General features: G+C 44.3%; 13 protein-coding genes. 6 read left to right on the top strand and 7 right to left on the bottom strand.

What is annotated here, in order from left to right; translation table 11 throughout:
- Window positions 1-57: 57 nt before the first annotated feature.
- The 3 genes from EMP01_RS09135 (at window position 58) to EMP01_RS09145 (ending at window position 1,789) form a co-directional block, all read left to right on the top strand.
- Window positions 58-1,083: a Smr/MutS family protein gene (locus EMP01_RS09135; RefSeq protein ID WP_129021202.1), complete on the top strand. Its 1,026-nt coding sequence runs from the start codon at window positions 58-60 to the stop codon at window positions 1,081-1,083.
- A 4-nt stretch (window positions 1,084-1,087) separates the two neighbouring features.
- Window positions 1,088-1,399, top strand: coding sequence for a hypothetical protein (locus tag EMP01_RS09140; protein ID WP_129021203.1), 312 nt, complete (start codon window positions 1,088-1,090; stop codon window positions 1,397-1,399).
- 99 nt (window positions 1,400-1,498) lie between these two features.
- Window positions 1,499-1,789 (top strand): hypothetical protein, encoded by a 291-nt coding sequence (locus EMP01_RS09145; protein ID WP_129021204.1) that lies wholly within the window; start codon window positions 1,499-1,501, stop codon window positions 1,787-1,789.
- Between the two features lie 57 nt (window positions 1,790-1,846).
- Here the strand turns inward: EMP01_RS09145 and trmD are convergent, their stop codons facing one another.
- Both trmD and pyrF read right to left on the bottom strand, forming a co-directional pair.
- Entirely contained in the window at window positions 1,847-2,539 is a 693-nt protein-coding gene (gene trmD / locus EMP01_RS09150) for a tRNA (guanosine(37)-N1)-methyltransferase TrmD (protein WP_129021205.1), read from the bottom strand.
- Between the two features lie 24 nt (window positions 2,540-2,563).
- Complete coding sequence (gene pyrF / locus EMP01_RS09155) at window positions 2,564-3,376, bottom strand: orotidine-5'-phosphate decarboxylase (protein ID WP_129021206.1); 813 nt, start codon at window positions 3,374-3,376, stop codon at window positions 2,564-2,566.
- A 108-nt stretch (window positions 3,377-3,484) separates the two neighbouring features.
- Between pyrF and EMP01_RS09160 the strand changes: the two genes are divergently transcribed.
- On the top strand, window positions 3,485-4,087 hold the full coding sequence (locus EMP01_RS09160) for a trimeric intracellular cation channel family protein (RefSeq protein WP_129021207.1): 603 nt from the start codon (window positions 3,485-3,487) through the stop codon (window positions 4,085-4,087).
- Window positions 4,084-4,602: a C40 family peptidase gene (locus EMP01_RS09165; protein WP_129021208.1), complete on the top strand. Its 519-nt coding sequence runs from the start codon at window positions 4,084-4,086 to the stop codon at window positions 4,600-4,602. Before EMP01_RS09160 ends, EMP01_RS09165 begins: the two co-directional genes overlap by 4 nt.
- Before the next feature lie 39 nt (window positions 4,603-4,641).
- Here EMP01_RS09165 and EMP01_RS09170 read toward each other — a convergent pair whose 3' ends face one another.
- The 5 genes from EMP01_RS09170 to EMP01_RS09190 form a co-directional block, all read right to left on the bottom strand.
- Complete coding sequence (locus EMP01_RS09170; RefSeq protein ID WP_129021209.1) at window positions 4,642-4,953, bottom strand: phosphoribosylpyrophosphate synthetase; 312 nt, start codon at window positions 4,951-4,953, stop codon at window positions 4,642-4,644.
- A 116-nt stretch (window positions 4,954-5,069) separates the two neighbouring features.
- Entirely contained in the window at window positions 5,070-6,125 is a 1,056-nt protein-coding gene (locus EMP01_RS09175; protein ID WP_129021210.1) for a prolipoprotein diacylglyceryl transferase, read from the bottom strand.
- A 162-nt stretch (window positions 6,126-6,287) separates the two neighbouring features.
- Window positions 6,288-7,013, bottom strand: coding sequence for a type IX secretion/gliding motility protein PorT/SprT (porT, locus tag EMP01_RS09180; RefSeq protein WP_129021211.1), 726 nt, complete (start codon window positions 7,011-7,013; stop codon window positions 6,288-6,290).
- A gap of 81 nt (window positions 7,014-7,094) precedes the next feature.
- Complete coding sequence (gene ubiE, locus EMP01_RS09185) at window positions 7,095-7,832, bottom strand: bifunctional demethylmenaquinone methyltransferase/2-methoxy-6-polyprenyl-1,4-benzoquinol methylase UbiE (protein WP_202616030.1); 738 nt, start codon at window positions 7,830-7,832, stop codon at window positions 7,095-7,097.
- A gap of 56 nt (window positions 7,833-7,888) precedes the next feature.
- Window positions 7,889-8,383, bottom strand: a complete 495-nt coding sequence (locus EMP01_RS09190; RefSeq protein WP_129021212.1) for a GNAT family N-acetyltransferase — start codon at window positions 8,381-8,383, stop codon at window positions 7,889-7,891.
- Between the two features lie 295 nt (window positions 8,384-8,678).
- Between EMP01_RS09190 and rpoB the strand changes: the two genes are divergently transcribed.
- Window positions 8,679-12,509: a DNA-directed RNA polymerase subunit beta gene (rpoB, locus tag EMP01_RS09195; protein ID WP_129021213.1), complete on the top strand. Its 3,831-nt coding sequence runs from the start codon at window positions 8,679-8,681 to the stop codon at window positions 12,507-12,509.
- Window positions 12,510-12,530 lie beyond the last annotated feature (21 nt).

Below are 12,530 nucleotides of genomic sequence, written 5' to 3' on the forward strand. Positions count from 1 at the left end.
CCTATGTAGCTGATATAAAGTATCTTTGTCCGCATAATTTAACATAAAGACTGTAGCATGAAATTTTCCGTTGGTGATAAGGTAATTGTGAAGCATACAAAAGAGGAAGGAAAGGTAGTAGAACTGATTAATGATCAGATGGTTGAAGTAGAAGTTCTGAACACCCGGTTCCCGGCATTTACCGACGAACTGGAGCATCCTTACCTGGATTGGTTTACTTCAAAAAAGATGAATGCACGGAAAAGAGCGCTTAGTTTAGATGATTTCCCGGCAGAGCACCAGGTGTCCGCTGCAGAGGGGGCTAAAATGCATTCCGGTATGGAGCCCGGCTTTCATATGGCCTTCTTGCCGGTATACCATTTTGATGCACAGGAAGAGGAGCTGGCCAAGCTAAAGCTCTATTTCATCAACCAGACAGAATATACCCTCAAGCTTAAATACGATTGTGTTACCGCATTGGGCAAAGAATTTTCTTTCGGTACCACCGTTTACCCTTATCAGCATTTATACCTGCATCATATCCGGTTCGATCTGGTGAACGAGCGATTGCATTTCGATTTCGAGATCAGGGGTATAGGTAAGGAGCATGAGTATAAACTGCTGGAACACCAGCTGAAAATCAAACCAAAACAGATCTTCCAGAAGATACAGCAGATACAGGAGCAGAATCAGCCGCTCTTTCACTGGAGTATTGCATCAGACTTTCCCATAATTGACACTAAAGAACTGACAAAGGACCTGTGGGTGCCTAAGGCCAAACCAGCCAATATATACCAATTTAAAAAACGACCTAAACTATCTACAACCGTAGATCTGCACATCGAGAACTTACTGGATGACTATATAGGTCTTGGCAATTTTGAAAAGCTGAGCGCGCAATTACAAGCCTGCGAAGAAGCTGTTCTTGATGCGGTACACCATCAGCAGCCGTCCATCATTATCGTTCATGGAGTAGGGTCGGGCAAACTAAAAGAAGAAGTACATGCCCTGCTGAAAAGAATGAAAAAGGAAGTAAGACTTTTTGAGAATAAGTACAGTAGTAAATACGGCTTCGGGGCTACGGAAGTATTTCTGAGATATTAATTTTATGACGCAGGATACTATCATCATTATAGGGGCATACCTGCTTAGCTGGTTCGGTATCGCTACGTTTGCCTATATCGGCAAACGATGGAGAAACATGAGTTCCAGAAATATTGTAATCGTTAATCTGCTTGTGCAAATTGCTTATTCTGTCTTGTTTTTTTACTTACTCCGGTATGAAAGTGCAGGAGGAACAGGTTTATTGTGGTTCTTGCTGGGTCTTTCTCTTATATTTATCCAGACCATAATTAATTTTGGTTCGGGCCTGGTCGTTTATATTCTTGGCCGGCGTGATCAGCCGGGGCAAAACGGGTAAAGATTATTGACCGCATGCCCGTTCATTGATATTTAAGGATAAGTTTATTTGAATTTTAATAAATATCTATTATCATTGTGATATAAATATTTGTCATCTATGTTAGAGATTATTGGAATTATCTTTTTCGCCCGCAAAATCGGTAGCATAGCCCAGGAAAAAGGGCTGCCGGTTGGTTGGTGGCGCTTTTACGCTGTAATGGCCTGGATACTGGGAGAGTTTGCCGGGGGCTTTATTGCCGGATTATTACAACAGGATACAATTGTGATCATACTGCTGGCTTACCTTTGTGCCGGTATCGCCTGTTTTACCCTGTACAAAATCATCAGCTCCAAACCGGATGTAATGCATGAGTTTGACTTCGATAAACAAGACAACACCTACCAATAGAGTAGTGATATTATAAAAAGAAAAGGGAGCTGATACAGCTCCCTTTTCTTTTTATGATTAATGTCCGTGTTCCTCATCTCCCATCAGATCTGGTCTGCGCTCCAGTGTGCGCTGTACGGACTGTTTGTATCGCCATTCTTCAATTACTTTATGGTTACCACTCATTAGTTCGGCAGGTACCGGCATACCTCGGAAGTCCTGGGGACGGGTATATACCGGTGGGGCCAGCAGATTGTCCTGAAATGAATCGGAGAGGGCAGAGGTCTCATCGTTCAGTACACCCGGTATCAATCGGCCAATAGCATCGACCACAACAGCAGCGGCCAGTTCTCCGCCACTCAATACATAATCTCCTATAGATAACTCCATGGTTACATACTTATCGCGGATGCGCTGATCAATACCTTTGTAATGCCCGCAGATGATCATCAGATCACCACCCAGCGATAAGCGATTAGCGATCGACTGATTAAAGGTCTTACCATCCGGAGTCATAAATATGATCTCTGCATAAGTGCGTTCAGCCTGTAATTTGTCGATTAATATGGCCAGTGGTTCCGGCATGATTACCATACCGGCACCACCGCCGAACTGATAATCATCTACCTGTCCCTGGCGGTAAGGAGTATACGTCCGCAGGTCGTGGCAGTGCACTTCCAGCAGGTTTTTGTCCTGTGCCCGCTTCATGATGGAATGGGCAAATGGACTGTCTAATAATTTTGGTACAACAGAAATAATATCTATACGCATAAGGTATGCTGCAAAAAATAAAAACTAAAGAATAGGTTGTAATAATCCGGCCATCTCTTCCTGGTAAGCCTTAGCCGCATCATGAGCCGCAGCAGCAAAGTCTGTACCGCTACCAGCATATATAACGCCGCGAGATACATTCACCAGCAAGCCGCAATCCTTATTTATAGCCACTTTGGCTACGGTCTGTAAATCGCCACCCTGTGCCCCTACACCAGGTACCAGCAGGAAGTGGTCCGGAATCAGCTGGCGCACGCGCTCCAGGTATTCGATACGGGTCGCACCGATCACAAACATTGTATTCTCTGGTGTGCCCCAGGATGCAACAGTTTGTAAAACCGCTTCATACAACTTACCATCTTTGAATGGCTGCTGCTGAAAATCGGCACTGCCTGCGTTGCTCGTCAATCCCAGCACAATAGCCCATTTACCCTCATATTTCAGGAATGGAGTAACACTGTCATGACCCATATAAGGCGCAACCGTTACACTGTCGAAAGGGTAGGTATGGAAGAATGTTTTGGCATACTGATCTGCCGTATTTCCGATATCGCCGCGCTTGGCATCAGCAATAGTGAAGATGTCTTTAGGAATATAGTTCAGGGTCTTCTCCAGGCTTATCCAGCCTTTCACACCCATAGCCTCATAAAAAGCTGTATTGATTTTATACGATACGGTATAGTCTTTAGTCGCATCAATGATCGCTTTATTAAACTCAAAAACAGGATCTTCGGTCTCCAGCAAGTGTTCCGGTAGTTTGGTGATGTCTGTATCCAGACCTACACATAAAAAACTTTTCTTGGCTACAATGGCCGCTCTGAGTTGTTGACGATTCATATATATAATAAACGATGTTTCTTAATTGGGCGCAAATTACAAATAGATTCTCGCTTAAGCAGGCCTTTCTTCTTTTTTGTTTTAGATTTGCCCGGTAATTGTTGCCATATGAATGTAATTGATATCATTTCCTATATAGGTATTTTCGTTTTTGCGGTAGCGGGTGCGCTTAAGGCCCGTACCAATGAGATGGATATACTGGGTGGTCTGGTGATTGCATTTGTAATGGCCTATGGTGGTGGTACGGTGCGCGATGTACTGCTGGGTATAGGCCCAGTAAACTGGATCAATAATTATCTTTCCCTTGCACTGGTGCTCACGGCTAGTTTTATCGTGTTCCTGTCGAAGAAAAATATTGAGAAATTCAAGCAAACTATCTTTATCTCCGATGCCATAGGTCTTGGTATGTTTACCATACTGGGTATAGAGCGTAGCATGGCTTATGGTGCCAATAGTGTTTATGCTATTCTGCTGGGGGTGATCTCGGCAACTTTTGGAGGTTTACTATCCGATATTTTATGTAACCGTGTTCCGGCCCTGCTGAAGAATGGTGAGATGTATGCCACTGTTTGTGCTATCGGGGGCATACTTTATTATTTACTGCAACGAGCAGATGTCTCCAAAGACTGGTCCATGGTATTTTGTGTACTGGTCGTGGTGGTCATCCGTATTATGTCTAAACTGAAAAACTGGTCTCTTCCGAATATATGAAACGATTGTCCTGGATCTGGATTGCAGCCTTGTGGCTGATTGTAGGAACCGCCTGTGGTACCCGCAAACATGCTGAACGTAACCGTAACATACCTGATCGCAATGCAGAAGCGACACAACCCGCCCGCAATAAAGATCGCGCAGCAATTGTGAACTATGCCGAAAACTTTTTAGGGGTTCGATATGTATATGGCGGTACAGATCCGAAGCGCGGATTTGACTGTTCCGGACTGGTACAATATGTGTATCATCATTTCGGAATCATGGTGCCCCGCACGACAAAACAATATGCTGGTTTTGGAAAGCGTATCAGCATCAAACAGGTAAAGCCAGCCGATTTACTGCTGTTCTCCCTGTATGATGATTACAAAACCATAGGTCACATCGGTATTGTATCAAAGGTATCCGGAGACAGAATATGGTTCATACATGCAGCCTCTAAAAAAGTGATGATCAGCGAACTGGAAGGCGTACATGTACGCAGATTGAAATTTATAACCCGCGTAATAGAATAGAAAAAGGTGTGTAAGCCTAGCTTACACACCTTTTTCTATTTATTGCGGATGCATTCCGTCTTTAAACTTCATGCCTTTGATCAGGGCCGCACCAGGGCCGTCAGCCGATATTCCGTAACCGGTTACCAGTATGCCTTTGCCGCCATCTGATCTTTCCAGTGCATAGACAACAGCCAGGTCATCAGGGCTGGAAAATCCTTCGAAGCGGTAGAACTCAACGATCACGAAATCAGCGATGCTGCATTGCACACCATCACATAACAGTCCCTCTTCTGTAAGGTTGAAATCCAGTGTATAACCTCTTTTAGCAAGATCATCTGTAGCCTGCGATAATGTTTCATAATTCCTCATATACAGGGTGTTATTGTTTATGCTAATATACGAATTATCTGCGGTCTGTAAAAGAACAAAGCTGCCGGAACTTGTTAAAAGGCCGGCAGCTTTGGTATATATGGATTAGTAAAGAATTAAGCAGGAATGGCTCTGGACCGTTTCGTTTTACGAACCAGCAGTATAATACCGGCCAGGATCAGCAAGGAGGAAATGATCTCTGCCTGCGTCGGGTGTATAAAGCCCAGGTCATATCTTGTATTGACCCTTACTTTCTCCACCAGGAAGCGTTCCAGCCCGTTAAAGATCAGGTAGAGACCGAATAGTTGCAGGGGCTCATTAAGTTTTTTTCTAAGGCTCCACAATATCGGGAAGATGATGAATACACAAGCCAGGAACTCCCATACAGAAGTAGGGAATACGGCAACCGGTAATACGGAATTATATTCCTCCTGGTCACCGGCAATCGGCATACCTTCATTGTTTACATTATGCTTGTAGTTCATAGCTACAAACCAGCGCGGCAGTACAGATGGGGCAGGGTAGTAGATATGCGGAATCTTACCTTCGAAGTGTTGCATATATTGTCCCTTTTCGGCAGCCACCTGGTTGTATTCCTCAATAGTGGCTGTTTTTACCGTACCATCGGCCTGGCTTACGTAAGCACTGTTATAGATACCCCAGTCTCCGTCGCCGGCAAAGTGACAACCCAGACGGCCTATACCATAAGCCAGGATCAATGCTGGTGCCGCTGCATCGCAAAGATGCCTGAAGTCCAGTTTTATTTTTCTGGCGAAATAATATAAGGCAACAGTAGCCAGTATCAGACCACCATAGAAGGTAAGCCCGCTGCGGGAAAACAGACTGCCGATAGGATCCTGAATAAAATCGCTCCAGGTCTCCAGAGCATTAAATACTTTGGCACCGATAAAGCCTGCAATAGCAGCTACGAAAATAATATCCGATACCCTCTGTTGCGGATAGATTTTTTCACTCTGGCCGGTCTTTTTATTGATGCGGATATCCGGTTGTATCAAACCGGCTTTTGCTTTGCGCTTAAGTTCTTTCTGCAGTGCCAGTGCACCAAAGATGAAGCCGAGTGCAACAAAGAAGCCGAATGTCTTCAGGATGCTCAGCCCCGGGATGTCGATACCGAAGAGTCCCCGGATGAGGTAGTGGAAGTCAGGATACATAATTGATCAATACTTGCGTACTTGCTGTGCGCAAATTTTTTAAGAATAAGGAAATATCTGTGTACACCGGTTCTGTCTCTGCCGGACAAAAATAAATAACCCGGTGTATAGTACAAAGAAGAAATATACACCGGGTTGTAATTTGATATTTTTTTAAGGGAACTATCCCTGTATCTGTATCGAAAAAGTTATCATGCGGCTGTTTATTTTGTCAATCGCATTGGATAATGGAATGGTATTATCAGGGAAGTGATTGTTCATCATGCCCTGGCTGATCTTGATCTCCGGAGAGAAAATAAAGTTAGGGTATATAAATTCCAGCCCGAAGCCTACCTCGGCAGAAAGATCATTAGGCTTTATACGCAATACCTCGTCCGATCTGCGGGAGCGGGCATTGGAGGCCATATCATAATCAAAGCGGCCACCCAGCAAGCCGTAAAAACGGAAATTGTGTATGCGGTCACTCTTGAACTTTAACTGCAAGGGCAGCTGCCCGTATATCGATTCGATCTTGTTGTCCTGGACGATGCCGCTTCGGCTCACCGTGCGTATCCCTTTCTCTGCAAATACAACGCCGGGTATAAAACGCAGGTCAATGAATTTGTTGATTCTTAAAGAGCCCATCAGCCCGATATGGAATCCGGGACCCCATTTAGGTTGTATCACCTGAAAGGTATCCTGCTGCACAAAATAGTTGGTATTGCTAATCTTGAATGCAGAGGCATTGGCACCGAAGGTCAGCCCGAAGTAATATAACTTACTGTCGTGCTCCTCCATATTCATTACTTTTTCCTGTGCTGTAGCAGTTTGCTTTGCAGCAAACAATAATACCGCAGCACCAATAATATACCGGCTTAGATGTGTGAGATAAGAATTGCGTATGTTCATTATACGTTCAGTGTATGGTAAAAACGAAAGCCGACGAGGCTTTAGTATCTGTTATAACAGGGTAAATATACTGTTTTCTTTTTATTTCTCAGCGGTATACAGTGTGGTAATGCCAAATGTCAGCGGACGTGCTTTTACTTGCTTAAAGCCGCATTTGGTCAGGATCTTAAGGAAATCCTGTCCTTCAGGGAAGGCCGCCACGCTCTGTGGTAAATAAGTGTATGCTGTAGCATCTTTGGATACGGCTTTACCGATGGTCGGCAAAATGTACCGGAAGTAAAACTTATACAGCTGACGGAACGGGAATTTTTTCGGATGCGAAAACTCCAGTATGGCCAGGCGGCCACCGGAGCGCAGTACGCGCTGCATCTGGCTCAAACCTTTCTCCAGGTTTTCAAAATTACGTACACCATAGGCACAGGTAATGGCATCAAAACTATTATCTTCAAAAGGTAATTGCTCACTATCTCCGTACATCAGGCTGATTTTATCTTCCAGCTGTTTCTCCTTCATTTTGGTACGCCCTACAGCCAGCATCCCTTCAGAGATGTCCACACCCGTTACTTTGTCCGGACTGATGGCCAGGCAGGCAATAGCAAAATCGCCGGTACCGGTAGCCACATCCAGGATCTGTTTAGGCTGTATCGGTTCAATAGAGCGAATGGCTTTCTTTCTCCAGCCTTTATCAATGCCTAAAGACAGTAAGTGGTTCAGGAAATCATATTTACCGGCGATACGGTCAAACATGCCGGCAACTTGTTCTTTTTTATTGAGATCAGATTCGGGCAGGGGTACTACCATTTTTCTTGAATTGTCCATAATGTGGGTACAAAGATAGTAAGATATTGATTTGAAACGCGATAAAAGTGATGGGTTTATATCTTTTTACCCAGTATGACCAGTGTGCGCTTAGCCTGCGGCATATGTGCTATTTCCGGCAGGCGGCCCCATTCTTCAAAGCCCGCCCTGGTAAAGAGTTTGAGGCTGGGCTCGTTATGTGCAAAGATAAAACCCAGCAGGTTGGAAATGCCCAGTTCGGGCGCCATTTCTATAAGCTGGTTCAGCGCCATCTTGCCATACCCTTTGCCCTGGTGCTCATTTGCAATATACATACTCACTTCGGCGGTGTTGCGGTAAGCAGGACGGCCATAAAAATTGCTGAGGCTAAGCCAGCCAGCAGGCGCGCCGGCTTCATTGATTAAGATCCATACCGGGCGATCACTTTTCTGGTGCGCTTCATACCATTCTTCACGGGCAGAAAAGGGAAGGGGTTCTGTGTCAGCAGTGGCCAGTCCGGCTGGTATGCTATCGTTATAAACGCGGTTTATGAAATGAAGATGTTCGGGCTGCGCGGGGCTGAAATGGAGCATATTCTAATATTTTTAACAAATAATTATATAAAATATAGTTAAATCGTGTGTTTTTACAAATCTATTAACAAAACAAAATGTTAAATTTCTGAAAATTCAAAAATATTTTAGAAAAATTGGTCAATTCATCTTATGGTCGTATCTTTGCAATCCTCTCTAAACAGAGGAAAACGTACGTGCAATATCAACTTGATCAAAATACTTATTAAATTTTATTGTTAAACCTGTTCAAAAAGGACATCTTTTTTGGATGGGATTTTTCTGTTTATACCCAATAAATTGGTTTAGATTACTTATGTCGAAACAATTAAAACGCACACAGTCGGGTCGTGTTAACTTTGCAAAGATACACGATGTAGCGGAGACGCCCGATCTGTTAGCCATTCAGCTGCAATCATTCCAGGATTTCTTCCAATTGGAAACCACGCCTGATAAGCGTGACAACGAAGGTTTGTTCCGCGTATTCAAGGAGAACTTCCCGATTACGGATACCCGCAACATCTTTGTGCTGGAATTCCTGGACTACTTCATCGATCCGCCACGTTACTCTATCGAAGAGTGTATGGATCGCGGACTTACGTATTCCGTGCCGTTAAAAGCTAAGCTGCGTCTGAGTTGTAACGATGAGGAACACGTAGATTTTGAAACTATTGTTCAGGATGTGTTCCTGGGTAATATCCCATACATGACCCCACAGGGTACTTTCGTGATCAATGGCGCTGAGCGCGTTGTCGTATCTCAGCTGCACCGTTCTCCTGGTGTATTCTTTGGTCAGAGTACACACCCTAATGGTACCAAAATTTACTCTGCCCGTGTAATTCCGTTTAAAGGTGCATGGATGGAGTTCGCAACAGATATCAATAACGTAATGTATGCGTACATCGACCGTAAGAAGAAATTCCCGGTTACTACCTTACTGCGTTCTATCGGTTTCGAAAATGATAAAGACATCCTGAACCTGTTCGGTATGGCTGATCAGGTAAAAGCAGACAGAAAATCACTGCAGGCTAATATCGGTCGTCGTCTGGCAGAGCGCGTACTGCGCACCTGGACAGAAGACTTCGTTGATGAAGATACCGGTGAAGTTGTTTCTATAGAGCGTAACGAAGTTATCCTGGAGCGTGACAGCGTTCTGGATGAAGAATATATCGATTCTATCCTGGAAATGGGTGTAGATTCTATCTACATTCAAAAAGAAGAGTTGAGCGGTGATTACTCTATCATCTACAACACTTTAAATAAAGATACTTCCAACTCTGAGCTGGAAGCGGTACAACACATCTACCGTCAGTTACGTGGTAGTGATGCACCGGATGATGAAACCGCCCGCGGTATCATCGAAAAACTGTTCTTCTCTGACAAACGTTATGATCTGGGTGAAGTAGGTCGCTACAAGATCAACCGTAAACTGGAGATGGATCAGAGCAATACTAAAAAAGTATTGAGCAAAGAAGATATCATTGCTATCATTAAATATCTGGTACGCCTGTCTAACGGTAAAGCAGAGATCGATGATATCGATCACCTGAGCAACCGTCGTGTACGTACAGTAGGTGAGCAATTATATGCACAATTCGGTGTAGGTCTGAGCCGTATGGCACGTACCATCCGTGAGCGTATGAATGTTCGTGATAATGAGGTGTTCACTCCGATCGACCTGATCAATGCGAGAACACTGTCTTCTGTAATCAACTCTTTCTTCGGTACATCTCAGTTATCTCAGTTCCTGGATCAGACCAACCCGCTGTCTGAGATCACGCACAAGCGTCGTATCTCTGCACTCGGACCAGGTGGTCTGTCTCGTGAAAGAGCCGGCTTCGAGGTACGTGACGTTCACTACTCTCACTATGGCCGTCTGTGTACCATTGAAACTCCAGAGGGTCCAAACATCGGTCTGATCTCTACACTATGTGTACACGCTAAGATCAATGATATGGGCTTCATCGAAACACCTTATCGTAAAGTTGATAATGGTAAAGTAGATCTGAAACACCAGATTTATCTGAGTGCGGAAGAGGAAGATGATAAAAAAATTGCACAGGCGAACGTTCCTCTGGATGACAAAGGAAGCTTCGCTGAAGATAAAATCAAATCCCGTGAAACAGGTGACTTCCCTATCCTGGAAAGAGAAGAGGTTCAGTACATGGACGTCGCTCCTAACCAGATCGTAGGTCTGTCCGCATCTCTGATTCCGTTCCTGGAGCATGATGATGCCAACCGTGCGTTGATGGGATCAAACATGCAACGTCAGGCTGTACCACTGATCCGCCCTCAGGCGCCTATCGTTGGTACCGGTCTGGAAGCAAAAGCTGCCCGCGATGCCCGTACGCAAATTCATGCAGAAGGTACCGGTGTGGTAGAATATGTAGATGCAAATGAAATTCACGTTCGTTACGATCGTACAGACAAACAACGTCTGGTATCTTTCGAAGACGATCTGAAAGTATATAAACTAATCAAATACCGTAAAACGAACCAAAGTACTTCTATCACCCTGAAGCCTGCTGTACGCAAAAATCAGAAAGTGGTAGCAGGTGACTTCCTGACTGAAGGTTATGCAACACAGAAAGGTGAGCTGGCACTGGGCCGTAACCTGAAAGTAGCATTCATGCCTTGGAAAGGGTACAACTTCGAGGATGCGATCGTAATTAATGAAAAAGTAGTTCGTGAGGACTTATTCACTTCTATTCACGTTGATGAGTATGAACTGGAAGTACGTGCGACTAAATTAGGTGAAGAAGAACTGACTTCAGATATCCCTAACATCTCTGAAGATGCGACTAAAGACCTGGATGAAAATGGTATTATCCGTATCGGTGCGCATGTAAAAGAAGGTGATATCATGATTGGTAAGATCACTCCTAAAGGAGAATCTGATCCTACTCCTGAAGAGAAACTGTTACGTGCGATCTTCGGTGATAAAGCCGGTGATGCGAAAGATGCTTCTCTGAAAGCACCTCCGAGCACTGATGGTGTAATCATCGGAAAACAATTATTCCAAAGAGCTAAGAAAGATAAATCTCAGAAACTGAGAGAGAAGAGCGATCTGGAAAAAATTGAAAAAGTACACGTAGAGAATGCTGAAGCCGTAAAAAAACTGTTACTGGAAAAACTGCAGATCTTACTGGCTGATAAAGCTTCTGCCGGTGTTACCAATACATATGGTGAGCCTGTAATCAGTAAAGGTGGTAAATTCAGTTCTAAAGTACTGAACTCTGTTGACTTCCAGAATGTAAATCCATTAGGATGGACTAACGAAGAAGAAACAGATGATCTGGTAAACCAGTTGTTACACAACTATAATATTAAATATAACGAAGAGCTGGGCCGTTACAAACGCGAGAAGTTCAATCTGTCTATCGGTGATGAGTTACCAACAGGTGTATTGAAACTGGCGAAAGTATACATGGCGATCAAGCGTAAGCTGAAAGTAGGTGATAAGATGGCGGGTCGTCACGGTAACAAAGGTATCGTATCCCGTATCGTACGTGCAGAAGATATGCCGTTCCTGGAAGATGGTACACCGGTAGATATCGTTCTGAACCCACTGGGGGTACCTTCCCGTATGAACCTTGGCCAGATCTATGAAACGATCTTAGGATGGGCAGGTGAAAAACTGGGTCTGAACTTTGCTACTCCGATCTTTGACGGTGCTTCTGTAGATGAGATCAAAGGCCTGATCGATGAGGCAGGTTTACCTAGCTTCGGTCACACTTATCTGTATGATGGTGAAACCGGTGAGCGCTTTGACCAGAAAGCTACAGTTGGTATCATCTATATGATCAAACTGCATCACATGGTTGATGATAAGATGCACGCCCGTTCTATCGGACCATACTCACTCATCACACAGCAGCCATTGGGTGGTAAAGCCCAGTTCGGTGGTCAGCGTTTCGGTGAGATGGAGGTATGGGCACTGGAAGCATACGGTGCATCTAACATCCTGCAGGAGTTACTGACGATCAAATCGGATGATATCGTAGGTCGTGCGAAAACGTACGAAGCGATTGTGAAAGGAGATAATATCCCTAAAGCGGGTACTCCGGAATCCTTCAACGTATTGATACACGAGCTGAGAGGTCTGGGTCTGGAACTGACCTTCGAGAACAATGAAAGTAAGAACTAAGTTATAAATACGGCGGGTACG

The organism is Edaphocola flava (genome assembly GCF_004118155.1).
Lineage (GTDB): Bacteria > Bacteroidota > Bacteroidia > Chitinophagales > Chitinophagaceae > Edaphocola > Edaphocola flava.

Coding starts and splice junctions, on each gene's coding strand:
- EMP01_RS09135 (WP_129021202.1), top strand. CDS start 58: ATGAAATTTTCCGTTGGTGATAAGGTAATTGTGAAGCATACAAAAGAG.
- EMP01_RS09140 (WP_129021203.1), top strand. CDS start 1,088: ATGACGCAGGATACTATCATCATTATAGGGGCATACCTGCTTAGCTGG.
- EMP01_RS09145 (WP_129021204.1), top strand. CDS start 1,499: ATGTTAGAGATTATTGGAATTATCTTTTTCGCCCGCAAAATCGGTAGC.
- trmD (WP_129021205.1), bottom strand. CDS start 2,539: ATGCGTATAGATATTATTTCTGTTGTACCAAAATTATTAGACAGTCCA.
- pyrF (WP_129021206.1), bottom strand. CDS start 3,376: ATGAATCGTCAACAACTCAGAGCGGCCATTGTAGCCAAGAAAAGTTTT.
- EMP01_RS09160 (WP_129021207.1), top strand. CDS start 3,485: ATGAATGTAATTGATATCATTTCCTATATAGGTATTTTCGTTTTTGCG.
- EMP01_RS09165 (WP_129021208.1), top strand. CDS start 4,084: ATGAAACGATTGTCCTGGATCTGGATTGCAGCCTTGTGGCTGATTGTA.
- EMP01_RS09170 (WP_129021209.1), bottom strand. CDS start 4,953: ATGAGGAATTATGAAACATTATCGCAGGCTACAGATGATCTTGCTAAA.
- EMP01_RS09175 (WP_129021210.1), bottom strand. CDS start 6,125: ATGTATCCTGACTTCCACTACCTCATCCGGGGACTCTTCGGTATCGAC.
- porT (WP_129021211.1), bottom strand. CDS start 7,013: ATGAACATACGCAATTCTTATCTCACACATCTAAGCCGGTATATTATT.
- ubiE (WP_202616030.1), bottom strand. CDS start 7,832: ATGGACAATTCAAGAAAAATGGTAGTACCCCTGCCCGAATCTGATCTC.
- EMP01_RS09190 (WP_129021212.1), bottom strand. CDS start 8,383: ATGCTCCATTTCAGCCCCGCGCAGCCCGAACATCTTCATTTCATAAAC.
- rpoB (WP_129021213.1), top strand. CDS start 8,679: ATGTCGAAACAATTAAAACGCACACAGTCGGGTCGTGTTAACTTTGCA.